This is a genomic window from Rhodoblastus acidophilus (assembly GCF_009720655.1).
In the GTDB taxonomy this organism is placed as follows: Bacteria; Pseudomonadota; Alphaproteobacteria; order Rhizobiales; family Beijerinckiaceae; genus Rhodoblastus; species Rhodoblastus acidophilus_A.
The window spans coordinates 25672-44455 of sequence record NZ_WNKS01000022.1 but is presented as its reverse complement, the minus strand read 5'-3'; the positions used below and the strand labels follow the sequence as shown (position 1 = coordinate 44455).

Genomic DNA, 18784 nt, shown 5'->3' with positions numbered 1-18784 from the left:
TTGAAGGATCAGCGGCGGAAAGGTTCGTGCTCGACAGCCGTGCGCATGAAATAATAAAGACCGATGAAGCCGATCACGATGAAGACCCCCTCCATCACCCGCCCCACGGTCGCGCCCAGCTGGAACAAGCCGCTCAGCGCCCATCCGGCCGCCCAGGAGGCGCCGACCAGTTCGGTGCCGACGAGGATCGCCAGGGCGATCAGGGTTCGGGCATTGGTCCAATCAATCTTCTTTTCGGCCATGTCGCGCTCCATCCCTTTCGTCTAGACCATAGCAAAGCGCCGCGCAATCGCCCCATTGTCCTCAGAGAACTTGTGACGGCGCGCGATTTCAGGCAGAAGGTCCGCGCCATTCACTCTCGGAGTTTGCACCCCATGGCTTTTCCTCTCCTCGCCGGCTTGCGCCGCGCCGCTTTCGCCCTTCCGCTGTGCGCGCTCGCGCTGAATCCGGCCGCCGCCAAGGTGCTGGCCACCGTCAATGGCGTGGAGATCACCGACGCGGATCTCGCCGCCGCCGCCGAGGACGTCGGCAGTTCCCTGCCCAAGCAGATGGACGATGCGGCCCGCCAGAAGGCGCTCCTCGATTATGTGATCGACGTCACCCTGGTGAACCAGAAGGCCGTGGCCGACAAGCTCGACCAGACCCCGGAATTCGCGAAAAAGCTCGCCTACTTCCGCCAAAAACTGCTGATGGAGACCTATCTCGCCAAGGTGACCAAGGAAGGTGTCACCGAAGCGGCGGAGAAGCAGGTCTATGACGACGCCGCCAAGGCCCAGAAGCCGGAGGAGGAGATCCACGCCCTGCACATCCTCGTGCCGACCGAAGACGAGGCGAAAAAGGTCGAGGAGCGGCTGAAGAAGGGCGAGGATTTCGGCAAGCTCGCCGATGAGCTTTCCAAGGACCCGGGTTCGAAGGGCGGCGATCTCGGCTGGTTCACCAAGGACCGCATGGTGCCGGAATTCGCCAATGTCGCCTTCAAGACCAAGCCCGGCGACGTTTCGGACCCGGTCAAGACCCAGTTCGGCTGGCATGTGATCAAGGTTTTGGACAAGCGCCAGAAGCCGTTCCCGTCGTTTGCCGAGGTCAAGGCGCAGGTCGAGCATTTCGTTCAGCAGAAGGTGCAGAGCGAAGCCATCATGAAGCTGCGCGACGCCGCCAAAATCACCCGCACGGACGAACCGGCGAAGAAGTGATTTGACGCTCCGGAGAGCCCCGCTTCGGCGGGGCTTTTTTTGACCTTGCGCGCGGCGACCTGGTCATCGTTCTGTCACGCAAGCGAGCCAAAGGCTGTCGCGCCAGGTTCCAGCTTGACGGCGCCGCCGCGCCGCCGCAAACGAAGACGAATTTGCGCCACCTTGTCCTTGGACGGCGGCGCGAGCAGCACGAGGATTTACGATGGCCGCGCCCGCTCCGCTCTCCCCCCTTGCGCCCAAGATTTTCGCCGAACTGCCGCCGATCGACGGCGTGCGCCTCGCCGCCGGCGCCGCCGGCATCCGTTACCAGGGACGCACCGACGTGGTTCTCGCCGTGTTCGACAAGCCGGCTTCCGTCGCCGGCGTGTTCACCACGTCCAAATGCCCCTCCGCCCCGGTGGACTGGTGCCGCGAGATGCTGGAAGGCGGCAAGGCCCGCGCGCTCGTGGTCAATTCCGGCAACGCCAACGCTTTTACCGGCAAAGTCGGCAAGGACGCGACGGAATTGACGGCAAAACTGGCCGCCAAGGCGATCGGCGCCGATGAGAACGAAATTTTCCTCGCCTCGACCGGCGTGATCGGCGAGCCGCTGGACGCGTCAAAGTTCGAGGGCGTGCTGGATCGGCTTGCCGCTGACGCGCGCGCCGACGCCTGGCTTGACGCCGCACGCGCCATCATGACCACCGACACGTTTCCGAAAGTCGCCACCGCCAAGGCCATGATCGGCGATGTCGAGGTCACGCTCAATGGCATGGCCAAGGGCGCCGGCATGATCGCGCCCGACATGGCGACCATGCTCTCCTATGTCTTCACGGACGCCGCCATCTCGTCTGACGCGCTGCAAAAGCTGCTGTCCAAGGGCGTGAAAACCTCGTTCAACGCGGTGACGGTCGACAGCGACACCTCGACCTCGGACACCTTGATGCTGTTCGCCACCGGCGCGGCGGAAGCGCGCGGGCAGAAGAAAATTCGCAAGGCGCGCGACGAGAACCTTGCGGATTTCGCCGAAAAGCTCGATGCGCTGCTGATCGATCTCGCGCAGCAGGTGGCGCGCGACGGCGAGGGCGCGCGCCACTTCATCGAAGTGCAGGTGACGGGCGCCGACAGCGACAAAGCGGCGAAACGCATCGCTTTCTCCATCGCCAACTCGCCGCTGGTGAAGACGGCGGTGGCCGGCGAGGACGCCAATTGGGGCCGCGTGGTCATGGCGGTGGGCAAGGCCGGCGAAAAGGCCGAACGCGACCTTTTGTCGATCTGGTTCAACGGTATCCGCGTCGCTCACGCGGGCTTGCGCGACCCCGATTACGACGAGGCCGCCGTGTCCGAAGTGATGAAGCAGGACACGATCGTCATTCGCGCCGACATCGGGATCGGCAAGGGCTCGGCGAGGGTTTGGACCTGCGACCTCACCAAGGACTATGTCGCCATCAACGGCGATTATCGCTCGTAGCGTCGCCCGCCTGCTTAGGAAACACAATGAAGCTGCTGCTTGTCGTCGCCGTCGCCCTGGTTGACGCAGACAATCGCGTCCTGATCGCGCAGAGGCCGGAGGGCAAGACGCTCGCCGGCCTTTGGGAGTTTCCCGGCGGCAAGATCGACGCGAACGAGCGCCCGGAACAGGCGCTCATCCGCGAATTACGCGAGGAGCTCGGCATCGACGTAAAAGAAGCTTGCCTCGCCCCGCTTACTTTCGCCAGTCATGGTTATCCAGATTTTCATCTATTGATGCCACTTTATATTTGTCGGCGTTGGGAAGGACATATTGCCGCACGCGAAGGTCAAAGGCTGAAATGGGTTGCGCCGCCCATGTTGCGGGACTATTCGATGCCTCCAGCCGATGAGCCGTTGATTCCTGCGCTGGTTGAGCTTTTGGCTTGATACGGCTCAATAAAATGGCGCCGCTGGCCAGGTGCGCAAGTGTGTTGCAGTGCAAAAGAAAGTGTAGAAGCGAGTAGAGCCAACTCCGGGCAAGGTTGGCGTGGTAGACAGGAATTATGGTCAAATCCAGGTAAAACCATGACTTCAGTCACCTGCTCGATGTTTACCCTTGAACTTTTTGCTGCGCTGCACCATAATAAGCGTAACAGGGGAAACGCTCTGCGAGGGGGGCATTGATCCACAGCGGCCTTGCGGCCGCGCAGAGGAATAGGAAGACCACATGGAACAGGCTATGATCCATGGAGGCGTTGTTCGCAGACTTTGGCCGGCCGACCTGCCGGCGTTCCGGGACCATCTGCTGCGTCTGGACGCCAAGAGCCGGTACGACCGCTTCGCAATGGCGGTCAACGATGACTTTCTTATCCGCTACGCAGAACGCTGCTTCGGCATCGACGACGTGATCTATGGTTATTACGTGGACGGCGTGTTGCGCGGGGCGGGTGAGTTGCGGTCTGTCGGCAACAACATCATCGGCGGCTCCGTGGAAGCGGCGTTCTCAGTGGAAAAGGACTGGCGCCGTCGCGGCGTGGGCACCGAGCTGATGTCGCGCATCGTGCGCGCAGCCAGGAACCGCCGCGCCGACGCGCTCTACATGACCTGCCTGTCGGGCAATGTCGCGATGCAGGGCCTGGCGCGCAAGTTCTCGGCCGATCTGCGCTTCGAGACCGACGATGTCTCCGGCAAGCTGGTGGCGCGCGCGCCGAGCGCCGCCTCGATCTGGGGCGAGTTCGCCGACAATGCGACCAGCTTCGCCACGGCTATCCTGGACCTGCAGACCCGCGTGTTCTCCATGCAGCAGCGCGGCGCAGCTTAAGGCTCAGGCATAATTGAGAAAAGCGCGTCCTTCGGGGCGCGCTTTTTTTTCGGCGAACGCCCCTGCAAGCTTGGCGAAAGCTTGAGCTTAGACCATGGCGCATCAACGGAGAAAGCTCACGCGATGATCGCCGTCAAAAACGATTTTTCCGACCGCATCGAGATCGATCTGCTTTTTGCGCAGGCGGAACTGACGGCGGCCCCCGCCGATCGTTCAGCCCTGATGCGCGCCATTCGCCATATCGATCAGGCGCTCAAGAGCGTACGCGCCCAAAAACGCGCGCCGAGCGCGCCGAAGCGGAGGAATTCTGCGGCCTGACCGGCGCCTGATCCCGCCTCATACGATTTCCGAAGGATCAGTTCGGAAATCGTATTCCGCTCGCGCGGAGATTCGCCCTTCGCCCTAAGGATTTCCGCGCGATTTCGTTTTCGCGGATCGCGAAGCGATCTTGCGGAAACCGTATCATTCAGCAGCGAGGGGCCAGGCGGCCTTTTCGGAGCTCGAGAGCGTGTCGGTCCAAGGCTCGAAGAAGTGACGGATTCCGATGTTCAATCGTCTACAAATCTCCACCATTGTGCGCGCATCGATGCGGTCAAAACCGGTCTCGAACGCCTCCAGCCTGTCCGGAGTCACGCCGACGCTTTCCGCGAAGGACGGGGCGTCGAGCTGGCGCGCAAGCCTTTCCGCGCGAAGCCGAGACCCGATGGTGCGATCGATGATGTTTGCAGTGGGCACGCTGGACCTCATTACGTTAGGTTGTGAACATGACCAATAGTCACGCTGGGGTTGTATCTGCGATTTGGTTAACAAATGGTTAACGGCGCGACTCGCCGTTCCAGATCTGTTTCACGTTTCATGGAAACATGAAAAAGATCTAAGTTATTGTTTTGAAGTATTTTCTTAACGCAAGCCGGCATCCATTTCGCATTGAAAATGCTCTAATGCGGGCTCGCGACTCCCGCCGCCTCGGCGGTCTTCTCCATCCTGACCAGGTCCTCGCCATGCCTGCGCCATAGCCAATAGCACAGCGCCGCCACCGGCAGGCCGATCAGCGAGGTCAGCGTGAAAAACCAGACGAAGCCCGTGCGCTCCGCGACGAAGCCGCCGAGACCCGCGAGAAAAAATCCCGGCATGGCGCAAAGCGAGGTCATCAGCGCAAATTGGCTGCCCGCGAATTCGGCATTGGCCAGCGACGACATGAAGGTGATCAGGACAACGGAGGCAAAGGAATAGGCGAAGGAATCCACGCTCACCGCGAGCGCGAAGGCCCAGAATTCGCCGCCATGGGCCGCCAGCCAGGCGAGGCTGAGGTGCGAGGCGGACCCCGCCACCGTGCCGATCAGCAGCGAGGTCATCAGCCCCAGGCGCGGCACGAGATAGGAGCACAGGAACGCGCCTCCGAGCGCCACCCCGAAGCCAAAGACCTTTGTGACCGTGGCGATGTCGGCGTCGGAATAGTGCAGGCTCTTGAACAGCGGCATGGCCATGGCGTTGGAAATGTAGCCGGGCATGCGAAAACCCGCGATCAGCAGCAGGATGGGAATGGCCAGTGGGCCGAGCCGCGCGACCAGTTCGCGGATCGGCTCCCAGATGGCGCGGACCAGCCCGGGACGCTCCCTGTGCTTCGCGTGAACCCGGTCGATCTCCGGTTCGGGCGCCAGGATCGCCGCCGCCGCCCCCGGCAGCATCATCGCCGCCATGCACAGATACGAGACTTTCCATCCCCAGGCGGAAGCAATGTAAAGCGCGCCCGCTCCCGCCACAAACACGCCGATCCGGTACCCGGTCTCGGAAAAAGTGGTCATCAGCGCCTGTTTTTCCTGCGGGACCGCATTGATGCGCCATCCGTCGATGACGATGTCCTGGGTCGCGCCGACCACGCCGAGAGCCAGCGAGAACAACACGGTCCAGGCCAGCGCATGGGCGGGGTCGCCGAAGGCGATGCCTGTCAGCGACGCGGCGACGCCGGCCTGCGCTGTGATGATCCAACCGCGCCGGCGCCCCAAACGTCCGAGCAGCGGCGGATCGTACTGGTCCAGCAGCGGCGCCCACAAAAACTTGAGCTTGTAGGCGAAGGTCAGCCAGCTCATGAGGCCGATGGTCTCTAACGGCAGTTTGGCTTCGGACAACCAGGCCGACTGCGTCACATAAACGAGCAGATAGGGCATGCCGGAGGCCACGCCGAGGCCGAGCATGGCGAGGTAGCGGCGGTCGCTGTGGAGATGGGTCCAGAACTGGGAGGCGGTTCTCTCTGTCATGCCCCCATGATGCGCGAAGCGCGGCTGCTTGCAAGACGCGCAAAAAAGAGCGCCGCTCGCGCGGCGCCCTTCTGACCGCCGTCAGCGGTAGAGGAAAGCGATCAGGAGAATGATCGGTATCGGCACGCCGATCAGCCAAAGCAGAATTCCACGTCCCATTGCCTCCTCCTCACTTCGTGATGACAGCGCGCAGCATCCAGATGGTTTTCTCGCGCCATTCCATGCGCGAAACCAGCATGTCGTGGGTGACCATGTCCTTCTGGTCCTCGGCGTTCAGTGCGGCCTGGCGCATCACGCGGACAGCCGCCTCATGGTCGGCGATCAGCTCCTCCAAGATCTCCTCCAAGATCTCCTCGCGGGGCTCGGGATCTCGCGCAGGTTCTCCGCGATTTTTGCGGGGGCGGCCGGGTCGATGCCGGATTGCATGGATTCGACGCGCGGCTTCGCGCCCAAGACTTCCACATTGGCGATGAAACGTCCTTCGCTTGTTGCAACGCTCGGTTGAGGTAACCGGATGAGCCGTCGTGCGTTCCCGGCGCAGGGGCGAAATTTATTCGCGCGGCCTCGCGCCCAAGCGGAACCACGCCTCGCCCTGGGCCGTTGCCGTTCAACTCATTCGCAGCGCGGAGGCGCGACAATGCTTTATTGGACCCTCGTTTTCCTGGCGGTGGCGCTGGTCGCCGGCGCGCTCGGCTTTACGGGGCTGGCCTCCGCCTCCGCCGGCGTCGCGCGCATCATTTTCGGCGTCTTCCTGGTGTTCTTCCTCGTCTCGCTCATCATGCAAGTGTTTGGCGGGGCATGAAACGGGCGGAGCCGAGCCTGAAAAACCTCAACGCAGTGCTGGCGGCCGCCGGAGTCGCGGTGCTGCTCGCGCTCGCCTATGGCGCACATGTGTTTTCGGAAAAGACCGAGAGCCTCGCCAAGGCCGTCGCCCGCCTCGCCGTCGCCGAAGTGAGGATCTCTGGCGTCTACACCCAGGTCCTGGAAGCGGAATCAAGTCAGCGCGGCTATTTGCTCGTCAACGATCCCAATTATCTCGACCCGTTTCGCGCGGCGCGAGCCCGCGGTGAAGAGAATCTCGCTATCGCCGTGCAAAAACTCGGGCAACTGAACGTGGACGCGCGCGGCCTTGACGCGTTGCGCGAGATCGTGTCGAAAAAATACGACGAGTTGGACAAGACCGTCGCTTTGGCGCAGGCGGGCCAGCGTGAAGCCGCGATCGACATCGTGCGCGCCAATCATGGACGCGAGCTGATGTCGCGCATCCGCGAATTGACCATTGCCGAACTGGACCGGCTCGCGACGATGCGCAAGCAATGGATCGTCGAATTGCAGGACAGCGCCGACAAGATGACCGTGCTCAACGTGCTCGGCTCCGTCGCCGTTTTCCTGCTGGCGGGCTTGGCCGTGGCGCAACAGGTCCGCCATTCAAGCGCGCTGGCCGTGGCGCAACAAAACCTCGCCGCGGCCAACGACGCCCTGGAGTCCCGAGTGGCCGCGCGCACCCGCGACCTCAAGCGCGCCAATGAGGAAATCCAGCGCTACGCCTACATCGTCAGCCACGATCTGCGCGCGCCGCTGGTGAACATCATCGGTTTCGCCAGGGAGCTGGAGAATGCGTTCGCCAGCCTGAAGCCGCTGGCGGAGACTGCGCGTGACGAGCCCGGCGCAGAGAAGGCCATCGCCGCCGTGAGGGAAGACATACCCGAGGCGCTGAAATTCATCCGCTCCTCCACCAGCCGCATGGATGCGCTGATCGCGGGCATTCTAAGACTGTCGCGGCTCGGGGGGCTCGCGTTGCAACCCCAGAGCGTCGACCTCGATCAATTGGCGCGAGACTGTATCGCCACCGTGCGGCACCGCCTCAACGGCGCTGGCGCGGAGGTCGAAGTCGAGGGCCGCCTGCCCAGCGTGGTCGGAGATCGCGACGCGCTTTCACAGGTGCTCGCCAACCTGCTCGACAATGCGGCCAAATATCTCTCGGACGCGCGGGTTGGACGCATTGTGCTGCGCGGCCGACAGACGACCACTCAAACGAGCATCGAGGTCGAGGATAATGGGCGGGGCGTCGCCGCCAAGGACCAGAGCCGCATTTTCGAACTGTTCCGCCGCGCCGGAACGCAGGACCAGCCCGGCGACGGCATTGGCCTTGCTCATGTGCGCACGCTGGCGCGTCGCATGGGCGGCGACGTCACGGTGCGCTCGGACGGCAAGTCTGGCAGCGTTTTTACGGTGACTGTGGCCAGCGACCTCAGGGCTTTTCTCAACCATGAGCCAAGGGAGGACAGGAATGTCTGACCGCAACCGCGCCGTTTCGATCGTGATGATCGAGGACGACGAGGGACACGCCCGTCTGATCGAAAAAAACATTCGCCGCGCGGGGGTCGCCAATGACATCGTCACCTTCGCCAACGGTTCGCAGGCGCTGGACTATTTGTTCAGTCCGACGCCGCCGCGCCGGCCCTATCTGATCCTGCTCGACCTCAACCTGCCCGACATGACGGGCGTCGACATTCTCTCCGCGCTCAAGTCCAACGACAACACGCGTCGCGCGCCGGTCATCGTTTTGACCACCACGGACGACAGGCGCGAGGTGGAGAAGTGCTACGATCTCGGCGCCAATGTGTACATCGTCAAGCCGCTGAACTATGATCGTTTTGCCAACGCGATCCAGCAATTAGGCTTGTTCCTGTCCGTGATCCAGGTTCCTTTCGATTGACGACCGGCCGCCGTGACTAACCATGCCCTTTGGTTCAGAATACCGCTCTGACCTGCGCATCCTGTTCGTTGACGACGACGAGGGGTTCGGCGCGCTTGTGCGCAAGCGCCTCGCGCTGCGCGGCCACCGCACGACGATCGTGCAAAGCGGCGACGAGGTGATCGCCCGTGTCACGGAGGGCGACGTCGACGTCATCACGCTCGATCACACGCTGGTCGGCGAAACCGGCCTCGACATCATGGCGCGTCTCGGTCCCCGCGAAATCCGCCCGCCCATCGTCTATGTCACCGGCGACATGAACGCGCGCACGGCGGTGACCGCGCTGAAATCCGGCGCCGACGAATATGTGGTGAAGGATGGCGGCGACGAGTTTTTCGAGCTGCTGACCGCTGCGATCGAACATGTCTTTGAGCGATGGCGGCTGAAGCGGATTCGGGACGAGCAGCAGAAGGCGGTGCGCGAGGCGCGCGACCGGGCCGAGATGCTGTTGCACGAGGTTAACCACCGCGTCGCCAACAGTCTCGGCCTGATCGTAGCCATGGTGCGCATGCAGACCAGCGCCTTGAGCGATCCCGCCGCCATCCAGGCGCTTCAGGAGACGCAGGCGCGCATCACCGCCGTGGGCGGCGTGCATCGCAGGCTTTACATGCACAACCGCATCGGGCTGGTGGCGCTCAAGGATTACCTCGAATCGCTGGTGGACGACCTGCGGACGCAGCTCGGCGACCGCCACAGGCTGACGGTGGCGGTCGAGCCGATCACGGTGACCACCGACAAAGCGGTGTCGCTGGGGGTGATGGTTGGAGAACTTGTCACCAACGCCTACAAATACGCCTATGCCGAAGGCGACGAGGGCGAGATCCGAATCGCCATGATACGGGAGGGCGAGGGCGCCGTCCTCTGCGTGTCCGACGACGGCGTTGGCTTCGACCCGCGAGAGCGGGCGAAGGGAACGGGGCTCGGCTCGAAAATTCTGAAGTCGCTGGCGCAGAACGTCCAGGGCGAAATCAGCTACGCGGGCGAGGGCGCCGGAAGCCGCGTCAGCCTGCATTTCGGCCTCGACGCCCGCGACCGGGGCGAAGGGCCGGAGGATTGGGTTAGCGGGCGCTCCGGGTCAGGTGCGCCAGGATGAAGCCGAAGCCCGCGGCTATGGCGAGCGCCGCCAGCGGATTCTTTGCGACCGTCTCCGAAATCGTCTCGACGCCGCGATCCGCGGTCGCGCGCGCCTCGGAGGCGAGATGCCCCGCCTGGTCGGCGGCGCGCGCGCCGGCGCGCCTCACCGCCTCTGTCGCGTCGTCGCGCCGCCCCGCGGCGGTTTCGGAGAATTCCGCCAGCGCGGCGCGGATCGCGACGACCGCGTCGTTGATCGTCGCCGCGAGATCGTCGCGTTCCGACTTGATATCGATTCCCATGGTCCAAGCTCCGTCCCGACAAAGACAGGCAACGTGAGGGGGACGCCTTTGTTCCGAGTCATGCGATTTCCGAACTGATCGTTCGGAAATCGCATTCCGCTCGTGCGGAAATCCGCCCTTCGCCAGGAGGATTTCCGCGCGATTTCGTTTTCGCGGATCGCGAAGCGATCTTGCGGAAACCCTATCAGGCCGCCTCTCCAGGCGCCAACGAGCCGCCGATGGCCAGGAACTCGGCGCCAAATTCGCCGACGGACTCGATGGCGAGATGCGCCATCAGCTTTCGCCGGGCGCGATTGACGCGGCTCTTGATCGTGCCCAGGGCGCAGCCGCAGATCTGCGCGGCCTCCTCGTAGGACAGGCCCGTGGCGCCGACCAGCAGCAGCGCGACGCGCTGGTCTTCGGGCAGTTTCGCCAGGGCGGTCTTCAGGTCGTCGAGATCGAGATGGCCGGTCTGTTCGGGATTGACGAACAGCCGCGCGGCGGAATCGCCGTCGCGGTCCGGCGCCTCGCGGCGCGCCTTCCGGTAATTCGAATAGAAGGTGTTGCGCATGATGGTGAACAGCCAGGCCCGCAGCGAGCTGCCGGGCGTGAACCGCTGTTGCGCCGCCCAGGCCTTGATCAGCGTATCCTGCACGAGGTCGTCGGCGCGGTCATGATGACCGGAGAGGGAGAGGGCGAAAAACCGCAATTGCGGGATTTCCGCGAGCAGGGCGGATTTGAAATCGGCGTCCGGTCGTTTGGCGTCCCCCATCAGAGCGCCTCCTGGGCGCGCGCCTGTCCAGGCAGCGGCGGGCGCGGCGATTCGCTGTCGAGGCGCTCCAGAAGATCGACGAATCGATCGGGGACCGGTTCAGCGGCGGTTTCGTTGAACAGGCGGCGCAGCTGCCTGCCGAGATGCGCCTGCAAAGTCTTGTCGAGCGGCGTTCCGACGACCTCTTCCTTCTCAGTCATGTCAAACCATCGCAAAAAAGTTTGGGAGGCGCAGGCTTGCGCCACGCTCGCGATTTCCAACGCCGCAAACGCCGGGGCGTTCCCCAAAATGTTTGGGAACTCGAGAAGCGTTCAGGCGTCGTTAATCGAACGTGAAACGGAGCCCGACATGACTCTCGCCGCGATGATCGCCCCGCAGCTCTCCTATCTCAGGCGCTACGCGCGGGCCCTGAGCGGGAGCCAGGGAAGCGGCGACGCCTGTGTGGTGGCGATGTTGGAGGCGCTGGTTGAAGACCCCGGCCTGTTCGACGTCAAGGGCGATTCCCGTATGGCGACCTATCGCGCCTTCACCCGCATCTGGAACGCCCTGCCGATCAACGCCAGCCAGCCGCAGCCCGATGGGCGCCTTGACAAGCTCACGCCGCTGCCGCGCCAGGCGTTCCTCCTCACCGCGGTCGAGGGGTTTACGCCCGATCAGGCGGCGCGCGTGCTGGAATGCGCGCCCGCCGCCTTTTCAAAACTCCTGGAAACGGCCGGCCGCGAAATCGGCGCGCAGGTCGCAGCCGACATTTTGATCATCGAGGATGAGCCGCTGATCGCGCTCGACCTCAAACATCTCGTCACCGGGCTCGGCCATACGCTCGCCGGCATCGCCCGCACCAGGGGCGAGGCGGTGGACCTGGCAAACCGCTTGCGCCCCGGCCTGGTGCTGGCGGACGTGCGCCTCGCCGATGGCAGCTCCGGCGTCGAGGCGGTGAACGAGATACAAGAATCCTTCAACGTTCCCGTGGTGTTCATCACGGCGCACCCGGAACGGCTGTTGACCGGCGAGCGCTCCGAACCGGCTTTTCTGATCGCCAAGCCCTTCGACGAGGACATGGTGCGCGCCGTGATCAGCCAGGCGCTGTTTTTCAACGCGCGGACGAAGGGCAACCCGGCCACCGCCGCCTGAACCGACGCATCTCGGCCAGCCATTGACTGCGGAAAGCGCAAGCCTGGCGCAAGCTTCGAGGCGCAGCGTCCCGGGTGGCGCGACCGCGCCAAACATTTCTCCTCGCTTAGATTTCGGGGCGCGCGCGGACGCGCCGGAGATCGCAGCCCATTGCAGCGATCGAATAATGCGATTTCCGAACGATCAGCTCGGAAATCGTATTCCACTCGCGCGGCAATCCGCCCTTTGCCTGGAGGATTTCCGCGCGATTTCGTTTTCGCGGATCGCGAAGCGATCTTGCGGAAACCGTATGAAGCGAGGAATGCATGCCCCTGATGACCTGGAACGAAAAGATGAGCCTTGGCGTCGTCGGGATCGACAACCAGCACAAGAAGCTCGTCGGGCTGGTCAACGAACTTTATGACGCCATTCAAGCCGGCAAGGCCAACGCTGTGCTGGGACGCGTGCTGGATGAACTGGTCGCCTACACCGAAAGCCACTTCCGGGGCGAGGAGGAGCTTTTTTCGCGGGCCCGCTATCCTTGCAGCGCCGAGCACAAGAGGGAGCACGACGCTCTGACCGGCCGGGTTCTGGAGATTCAGGCGAAGGTGAGGGCCGGGGTCCAGGGGACTCTGTCCCTGGAAGTGATGAATTTTTTGAAGAACTGGCTCATCGATCACATCCAGGGCAGCGACCGGAAGTATGTCGCGTACCTCAACGCTGCGCGTGAAACGGAAATTTCGGAACAAAATCAAGACTTGAACGTCGTTTAGGCATGGGGCGGGGCAAAGCCGCCGTCCTCATGCCCGATGAGTCGTCGCGGCCCACGCCAAGGCGAACATCCAGCAACGGAGCGTTTCATGTCCTCCTCAACCCGTGACAAGATTTCCGGCGCCGCCAACCAGGTGACCGGCAAAGCCAAGCAAGCCGTCGGCAAGGCCCTCGACGACAAGGAATTGCGCGCCAAGGGCGCCGTTCAGGAAGCCAAGGGAACGGCGCAAAAGGCGGCCGGACACGTGAAGGACGCGGTCAGCAAAAAGTGACGTCATGACGATGAAGGCGGTCCGCGAGGACCGCCTTCATTTTTCTTGGGTGGGCCATCCTCGTTCTTCTTCGCGCGCTCGTGGTTGCGGGCGTCCACCTCTGCCGCCCTCGCGCCGGCTCTGCGCCTTCAGCGCATCGCGCCGCCGCCGGGTGCGAACGGACCGGCGGCGAAACAAAGCCCCGGCGCCGCGGCCACGGCTGAGCAGGAAGACCTCACGACATAAAGCACGAAATATCAGACCGTTGGGAACCCCGCCGCTGGCTCAGGGTTCTCCGGCGGCAAACCCAGCGCAAGGACAATCCAATGCCTCAGGAAAAACAGCTTCAGGACCTCTTCACCGAGACGCTGAAGGACATCTACTACGCCGAAAAGCAGATTCTCCGCGCCCTGCCAAAGATGGCGAAGGCCGCGCACTCTCCGGAACTGCGCGAGGCGTTCCAGCATCATCACGAGCAGACCGAAGGCCAGATCGAGCGCCTCGAACAGGTGTTCGAGATGGTTGGGAAGGCCTCGCGCGGCAAGGAATGCCACGCCATCGTCGGCATGCTCGAAGAGGCCAAGGAGGTCATGGAAGAGTTCAGCGGATCCGAGACGCTGGACGCGGGGCTGCTCGCCTCGGCGCAGGCCGTCGAGCACTACGAGATCTCCCGTTACGGCACGCTGAAGAACTGGGCTCAGCAGCTGGGCATGAAGGATGCTGTGCCGCTGCTGGAGGAGACCCTTAAGGAGGAGAAGGAAACCGACGCGCTGCTCACCCGCCTCGCTGTTTCCACCATCAACAAGAAGGCCGCGTGACACGAGAAACCCGCGCGCGTCTGGCGCCGCCGGCCGGAAGGTTGGGCGGCGGCGCCAGCCTTTTCCGAAATCAGCGCGCCGGGCGAAACCTCGGGCGCATCTGGCACGTTGTCCAACGTGCCATTTGCCCAAATTGCAGATCGTTACACGCGGCCAGGAGTTGACCATGCGGATCGCCCAGATTGCGCCTCTGATGGAGAGCGTGCCCCCAAAACGTTACGGCGGAACGGAGCGCATCGTCTCCTATCTCACGGAGGAGCTGGTCCGGGCGGGGCATGAGGTCACGCTGTTCGCCAGCGCGGATTCGCTCACGGGCTCGGAGTTGCGGCCGATGTGCGATATGGGCCTGCGTCTCGCGCCCAGCCCGAAGGACCCGATCGCCAGCCATCTCCTTATGCTGGAGGAGGTGAGGCGCGGCGCCCTCGATTTCGACATCATCCATGTGCACGTCGACCTGCTGCATTACGCCCTTCTGCGCGACCACGCCGCGCGCAGCCTCACCACCATGCATGGCCGGCTGGACATGCCGTTGCTTGTGCGTATGCACGAACTGTTCGATGAGTTCCCGCTGGTCTCCATTTCCGAGCACCAGCGCAACCCGATTCCCGACGCCAACTGGGTGGGCACGGTGCATCACGGCCTGCCCCTCAACCTTCTGCCTTTTTCGGCCAGAGACGACGGCTATCTCGCCTTCCTCGGCCGCATCTCGCCGGAGAAGCGCCCGGACCGCGCCATCGAGATCGCCGTGCGCGCTGGCGCGCCGTTGAAAATCGCGGCAAAAATCGATCCCGCCGACATCGAATATTGGGAGCAGACGATTCAGCCGCTGGTGAAGGCGGCGCCGAACGTCGAATATATCGGCGAGATCGACGAGCGCGAGAAGGCTTTGTTTCTCGGGGGCGCCCGGGCGCTGCTGTTCCCCATCGACTGGCCGGAGCCATTCGGTCTGGTCATGATCGAGGCGATGGCCTGCGGCGCCCCGGTGATCGCTTACCAGCACGGCTCCGTGCCTGAAGTCATCGAGGATGGCGTCACCGGATTCCTGGTGAAATCCATCGACGAGGCCGTCAAGCGCGTCGATGATGTCCGGTCCCTCGACCGCGCCGCGATCCGCCGCACGTTCGAGCGGCGTTTTTCCTCCGCGCGCATGGCCAGCGATTATGTCGCGATCTACCAGCGCATGATAACGCTCGGAAAACCCAAATCCCGCATCCAGGCGGTCAACGGTCTTTGCAATGCCATTCTCTGACGCGCTGACGTACGTCGCGGATGCGACGGCTCTGGATTATGTGATCTCGGCGGAAACGTCGCATATCGAAATCACCCCACGCACACTCAAGAACGAGGACACGTTCGCGGTGTTCGACGCGCATGGCGACGCCGCGCCGGAGCTTGGCGGAAATCTCGGCCTGTTCCACCATGACACGCGCCATCTCTCAAAACTGTTCCTCACCTTTTGCGGCGTTCGGCCGCTGCTGTTGAGTTCCACGGTGCGCGAGGACAACGCCACATTCACGTGCGACATGACCAACCCGCATCTCGCCGCCCGGGATGGCGTGGACGATTTGCAGCACAGCCTCATCCACCTGCGCCGACAGCGTTTCTTGTTCGCGGGCGCGTCCCACGACTGCCTGACTCTGCACAATTTCGACGTGACGTCGCGCCGCATCGAAATCGCCTTCGATTTTTCCGCCGATTTCGCCGACCTTTTTGAAGTGCGGGGCGCGCGCCGCACGCGAAGGGGCGACTTCCATTCCCCCCACATTTCGGAGACCAGCGTTGCGCTCGCCTACACCGGCCTCGACGGCCGGATGCGCCGCACCCTGCTGCAATTCGAACCGCAACCGACGGAACTGAGCGGCGAACGGGCGCTGTACCAAATCGCCCTCAGCCCCGGCGAAACCCTCGCCCTGTACATCGAAATCCGCTGCGACGCGACGCCTTCCGGACACTCGGCCAAACGCGCCTTTCGCTCGGCGCTGAACAGCGCGCGCGCCTCTCTGCGCAAACGCAGCGCGCGCGCCGCGTGGGCCACGTCCTCCAACCAATATTTCAATGACGGTTTGCGCCGGGCCGCGAGCGATCTCGCGATCCTCATCACCGACACGCCTCAAGGCCCCTATCCTTACGCCGGTGTGCCCTGGTTCAGCACGGTGTTCGGTCGTGACGCGCTGATCACCGCGTTTCAGACCCTGTGGATGGACTCCACCATCGCGCGCGGCGTGCTGCTGCATCTCGCCGCCAACCAGGCTCAAGATTTCGACGCCGCCGCCGACGCCGAGCCGGGCAAGATTCTGCATGAGGTGCGCTACGGCGAAATGGCCGAGTTGGGCGAAGTGCCGTTCCGGCGCTATTACGGCTCGGTGGATTCGACGCCGCTGTTCGTCATGCTGGCGGCAAGCTATTTCGAGCGCACCGGCGATGTCGAAACCGTGCGCGAACTGTGGCCCTCGCTCAAGGCGGCGCTCCACTGGATCGCCGTGCACGGCGACCGCGATGGCGACGGTTTTGTCGAATATTTCCGTCAGACGGAAGAAGGCCTGTCCAACCAGGGTTGGAAGGACAGCCATGACAGCATTTCCCACGAAGACGGCTCTCTGGCGAGAGGCCCGATCGCCCTGGTCGAAGTGCAGGCTTACTGCTACGCCGCTTGGCTCGGCGCCGCGCGGCTCGCCCGGGCCCTGGGCCTCGACCGCGATGCGGCGGCGCATGAGGCGCGCGCGGGCGTGCTGCGCGACCGTTTCGACGCCGCTTTCTTCGACGCCGCCTTGGGGACCTATGTCCTTGCGCTCGACGGCGAGAAGAAGCCGTGCCGCGTGCGCAGCTCCAACGCCGGCCATGCGCTGTTCACCGGCGTCGCGAAGCCGGAGCGGGCGGGGCGGGTGGTCGAGGCGCTGATGTCCACCGCCTCGTTTTCCGGCTGGGGCGTGCGCACCCTTTCGGCGGAAGCCGCCCGCTACAATCCCATGAGCTATCACAACGGCTCGGTCTGGCCGCACGACAATTCACTGATCGCTTTGGGTTTTGCTCGCTACGGTTACAAGGCCGAGGCGTTGCGGATTTTCGAGGGCCTGTTTCGCGCCTCGATCTATTTCGACCTGCGCCGCCTGCCCGAACTTTTTTGCGGTTTTCGCCGCGCCAGGAACCTGGGGCCGGTGTCCTATCCGGTCGCCTGCGCGCCGCAGGCGTGGGCTTCCGCCGCGCCTTTCGCGCTGATGCAGGCGGCGCTCGGCCTCGGCTTTGATGTGGGACGCGGCCGGGTCATTTTCGACCGTCCTTCGCTTCCGGATTTCTTGGACGAACTGGTCATCCGGCGCATCAGCCTGCGCGACGGCGTCCTCGATCTGAAAATTTTGCGCGCGGGGGCTTCGGCGGCGTTCTCGGTGCTGTCGCGCGTCGGCGATGTCGGCCTGATCGTCGAAAAGCCCTGAGCCTGTTTGAGGAAAAGCCGGAAACGGTTGACGCGCTCAACGCCCGGGGCGCGGCGCCGGGAAATGAGCCGATGATCGGAAGCGTGTCCGGATGTCGGCCTTGCGGCGGGCGGGAGCCCACGTCGTTCAAACGTTCTCGCTCCAGCCCTATCATTGAGGCGACAGCGGCGATGACGAGATCGCCGCGTCCAGCGCTCATTTTCGGAACGCTTCCGACCGCAGAACATGGCGCTCACGATCCAGCGAACACCACGATGACGGACAGAACGCCGAGCCACCCGTTGCGTTCTCGTCGTGTTTCACGAGCGACGATTCACGTCACGCCTTTTCACAAAAGCATGACCTTCGTCGGGTCAGAGTTTGCCGAGCAGGACCAGGACCAGCAAGATGACAACCAGGAGGCCAAGGCCACCCCCGCCGTAATAACCTGTTCCATAAAACGGACCCCCGCCGATTCCGGAAAATCCGCCCAACAATGCGACGATCAGGAGGACGAGTAGGATTGTTCCAATAGACATGATTTTTTTCCTTGTTCTGGACGAGTTCAATCGCCGCTGGCGACACGCCGCCAAAGCGCAATGCTGCTGTCCCGGGCGTCGCGGCAGCAATAAAATCAGACCAACAGCCTCACTGGCTGTTTGCGTTTCAGCGTCACGTAGAACTTGTCTTTCAGACGGCGAAGGGCATTCTGCGTCTTGCCTTCTGATGTGGTTTGGCGCGCAATACGCGGCACCAAACCGAAAGTTATCAGCAGCGTCATCCGTCGAGACAGGTTCGGAATCTACTCACGTCGCAACGGCCAGCGATACCCGCGAGGATCGACGTGGCGCCGGTTGGTCATCGCATCGCGAAACGTTCGTCATGAAACTGGCGATGGAGGGGCCATGCCCGCAGTCGCGAGATCACGACCGGGGGCTTGGTTGACGCCGACGGGCTCTTGGCGAATTTTTCTTCTCGCTCAACGAATGATCGACGGAACGCCTTCCGGCATCGGTATCGGCGGCATGAGCAGTTCGTTGACGACCCAGATCAGCAAGATGACGATCAACACGGTGACGACCAAGCCGCCGAAGCCGCGCGGACCCCATCCGGCCTTTCGCCCATAGTATCCGCCTCCCCCGCCGAAAAGCAGCAAGATGACGATGATCAGAAGAAGGGTCAGCATAGCTTTCGCGCCCCCGGTGGTTTGACACGATAACGCCACGCCACAGAATTGGATCCGCCAAGTTTGCGCAAAGTGCGCGGCCTGGATCAGAGCGCGCATTGTCGGGGCATTCCCGGCGCCATGCCCATGCCCATGCTTGGCCATCGCCACGAT

General features: G+C 63.3%; 24 protein-coding genes. 15 read left to right on the top strand and 9 right to left on the bottom strand.

The genetic code is table 11. The features are described from left to right. Positions 1-8 precede the first annotated feature (8 nt). Positions 9-242 (bottom strand): hypothetical protein, encoded by a 234-nt coding sequence (locus GJ654_RS17835; protein WP_155447530.1) that lies wholly within the window; start codon positions 240-242, stop codon positions 9-11. Positions 243-374: 132 nt separating this feature from the next. Between GJ654_RS17835 and GJ654_RS17830 the strand changes: the two genes are divergently transcribed. The 5 genes from GJ654_RS17830 (at position 375) to GJ654_RS17810 (ending at position 4263) form a co-directional block, all read left to right on the top strand. Further along, positions 375-1193 (top strand): peptidylprolyl isomerase, encoded by an 819-nt coding sequence (locus tag GJ654_RS17830; RefSeq protein WP_155447529.1) that lies wholly within the window; start codon positions 375-377, stop codon positions 1191-1193. 202 nt (positions 1194-1395) lie between these two features. After that, complete coding sequence (gene argJ, locus GJ654_RS17825) at positions 1396-2643, top strand: bifunctional glutamate N-acetyltransferase/amino-acid acetyltransferase ArgJ (RefSeq protein WP_155447528.1); 1248 nt, start codon at positions 1396-1398, stop codon at positions 2641-2643. Positions 2644-2669: 26 nt separating this feature from the next. After that, positions 2670-3071, top strand: coding sequence for an 8-oxo-dGTP diphosphatase MutT (mutT, locus tag GJ654_RS17820; RefSeq protein WP_155447527.1), 402 nt, complete (start codon positions 2670-2672; stop codon positions 3069-3071). Positions 3072-3351: 280 nt separating this feature from the next. Continuing rightward, positions 3352-3945: a GNAT family N-acetyltransferase gene (locus GJ654_RS17815; protein WP_155447526.1), complete on the top strand. Its 594-nt coding sequence runs from the start codon at positions 3352-3354 to the stop codon at positions 3943-3945. Between the two features lie 123 nt (positions 3946-4068). After that, the gene (locus GJ654_RS17810; RefSeq protein ID WP_155447525.1) at positions 4069-4263 is read left to right on the top strand and encodes a hypothetical protein; all 195 of its coding nucleotides are present in this window, start codon (positions 4069-4071) and stop codon (positions 4261-4263) included. Positions 4264-4407: 144 nt separating this feature from the next. Here the strand turns inward: GJ654_RS17810 and GJ654_RS17805 are convergent, their stop codons facing one another. The 3 genes from GJ654_RS17805 to GJ654_RS17795 all read right to left on the bottom strand — a co-directional run bounded on the left by GJ654_RS17805 (position 4408) and on the right by GJ654_RS17795 (position 6624). Next, complete coding sequence (locus GJ654_RS17805; protein ID WP_155447524.1) at positions 4408-4680, bottom strand: helix-turn-helix domain-containing protein; 273 nt, start codon at positions 4678-4680, stop codon at positions 4408-4410. A gap of 203 nt (positions 4681-4883) precedes the next feature. Beyond that, entirely contained in the window at positions 4884-6203 is a 1320-nt protein-coding gene (locus GJ654_RS17800; RefSeq protein ID WP_155447523.1) for an AmpG family muropeptide MFS transporter, read from the bottom strand. 169 nt (positions 6204-6372) lie between these two features. Then, positions 6373-6624 (bottom strand): ferritin-like domain-containing protein, encoded by a 252-nt coding sequence (locus tag GJ654_RS17795; RefSeq protein WP_264586301.1) that lies wholly within the window; start codon positions 6622-6624, stop codon positions 6373-6375. Positions 6625-6840: 216 nt separating this feature from the next. Between GJ654_RS17795 and GJ654_RS17790 the strand changes: the two genes are divergently transcribed. Genes GJ654_RS17790 through GJ654_RS17775 form a run of 4 tightly spaced genes read left to right on the top strand, consistent with a single transcriptional unit; the run spans position 6841 to position 10054 of the window. Continuing rightward, complete coding sequence (locus GJ654_RS17790; protein ID WP_155447521.1) at positions 6841-7005, top strand: DUF1328 domain-containing protein; 165 nt, start codon at positions 6841-6843, stop codon at positions 7003-7005. Further along, positions 7002-8501 carry a sensor histidine kinase gene (locus tag GJ654_RS17785; protein ID WP_155447520.1) on the top strand — a complete coding sequence of 500 codons (1500 nt, stop codon included), beginning with the start codon at positions 7002-7004 and terminating at the stop codon, positions 8499-8501. The genes GJ654_RS17790 and GJ654_RS17785 overlap by 4 nt, the downstream gene beginning before the upstream one ends. After that, positions 8494-8922 (top strand): response regulator, encoded by a 429-nt coding sequence (locus GJ654_RS17780; protein ID WP_155447519.1) that lies wholly within the window; start codon positions 8494-8496, stop codon positions 8920-8922. The genes GJ654_RS17785 and GJ654_RS17780 overlap by 8 nt, the downstream gene beginning before the upstream one ends. 22 nt (positions 8923-8944) lie before the next feature. Continuing rightward, a complete protein-coding gene (locus GJ654_RS17775; RefSeq protein ID WP_155447518.1) occupies positions 8945-10054 on the top strand; it encodes a sensor histidine kinase in 1110 nt (369 codons plus the stop codon). On the opposite strand, the gene GJ654_RS17770 is transcribed toward GJ654_RS17775, so the two are convergent. The 3 genes from GJ654_RS17770 to GJ654_RS17760 all read right to left on the bottom strand — a co-directional run bounded on the left by GJ654_RS17770 (position 10020) and on the right by GJ654_RS17760 (position 11285). After that, positions 10020-10334, bottom strand: a complete 315-nt coding sequence (locus tag GJ654_RS17770; RefSeq protein WP_155447517.1) for a hypothetical protein — start codon at positions 10332-10334, stop codon at positions 10020-10022. The genes GJ654_RS17775 and GJ654_RS17770 overlap by 35 nt on opposite strands. Before the next feature lie 184 nt (positions 10335-10518). Next, positions 10519-11085: a sigma-70 family RNA polymerase sigma factor gene (locus tag GJ654_RS17765; protein WP_155447516.1), complete on the bottom strand. Its 567-nt coding sequence runs from the start codon at positions 11083-11085 to the stop codon at positions 10519-10521. After that, positions 11085-11285, bottom strand: coding sequence for a NepR family anti-sigma factor (locus GJ654_RS17760; protein ID WP_155447515.1), 201 nt, complete (start codon positions 11283-11285; stop codon positions 11085-11087). Before GJ654_RS17760 ends, GJ654_RS17765 begins: the two co-directional genes overlap by 1 nt. Before the next feature lie 148 nt (positions 11286-11433). Between GJ654_RS17760 and GJ654_RS17755 the strand changes: the two genes are divergently transcribed. From GJ654_RS17755 to GJ654_RS17730, 6 genes are all read left to right on the top strand, one after another. Beyond that, positions 11434-12216 carry a response regulator gene (locus GJ654_RS17755; protein WP_155447514.1) on the top strand — a complete coding sequence of 261 codons (783 nt, stop codon included), beginning with the start codon at positions 11434-11436 and terminating at the stop codon, positions 12214-12216. 305 nt (positions 12217-12521) lie between these two features. Next, entirely contained in the window at positions 12522-12968 is a 447-nt protein-coding gene (locus GJ654_RS17750) for a bacteriohemerythrin (RefSeq protein ID WP_155447513.1), read from the top strand. Between the two features lie 87 nt (positions 12969-13055). Continuing rightward, positions 13056-13238: a CsbD family protein gene (locus tag GJ654_RS17745; RefSeq protein WP_155447512.1), complete on the top strand. Its 183-nt coding sequence runs from the start codon at positions 13056-13058 to the stop codon at positions 13236-13238. Positions 13239-13543: 305 nt separating this feature from the next. Next, a complete protein-coding gene (locus GJ654_RS17740; protein ID WP_155447511.1) occupies positions 13544-14035 on the top strand; it encodes a ferritin-like domain-containing protein in 492 nt (163 codons plus the stop codon). A gap of 166 nt (positions 14036-14201) precedes the next feature. After that, positions 14202-15284, top strand: coding sequence for a glycosyltransferase family 4 protein (locus GJ654_RS17735; RefSeq protein WP_155447510.1), 1083 nt, complete (start codon positions 14202-14204; stop codon positions 15282-15284). Further along, positions 15271-17466, top strand: a complete 2196-nt coding sequence (locus tag GJ654_RS17730; RefSeq protein WP_155447509.1) for an amylo-alpha-1,6-glucosidase — start codon at positions 15271-15273, stop codon at positions 17464-17466. Before GJ654_RS17735 ends, GJ654_RS17730 begins: the two co-directional genes overlap by 14 nt. Before the next feature lie 353 nt (positions 17467-17819). Here GJ654_RS17730 and GJ654_RS17725 read toward each other — a convergent pair whose 3' ends face one another. Beyond that, positions 17820-17984: a DUF3309 family protein gene (locus tag GJ654_RS17725; RefSeq protein WP_155447508.1), complete on the bottom strand. Its 165-nt coding sequence runs from the start codon at positions 17982-17984 to the stop codon at positions 17820-17822. 440 nt (positions 17985-18424) lie between these two features. After that, positions 18425-18730: a DUF3309 family protein gene (locus tag GJ654_RS17720; protein WP_246664808.1), complete on the bottom strand. Its 306-nt coding sequence runs from the start codon at positions 18728-18730 to the stop codon at positions 18425-18427. Positions 18731-18784: the final 54 nt, after the last annotated feature.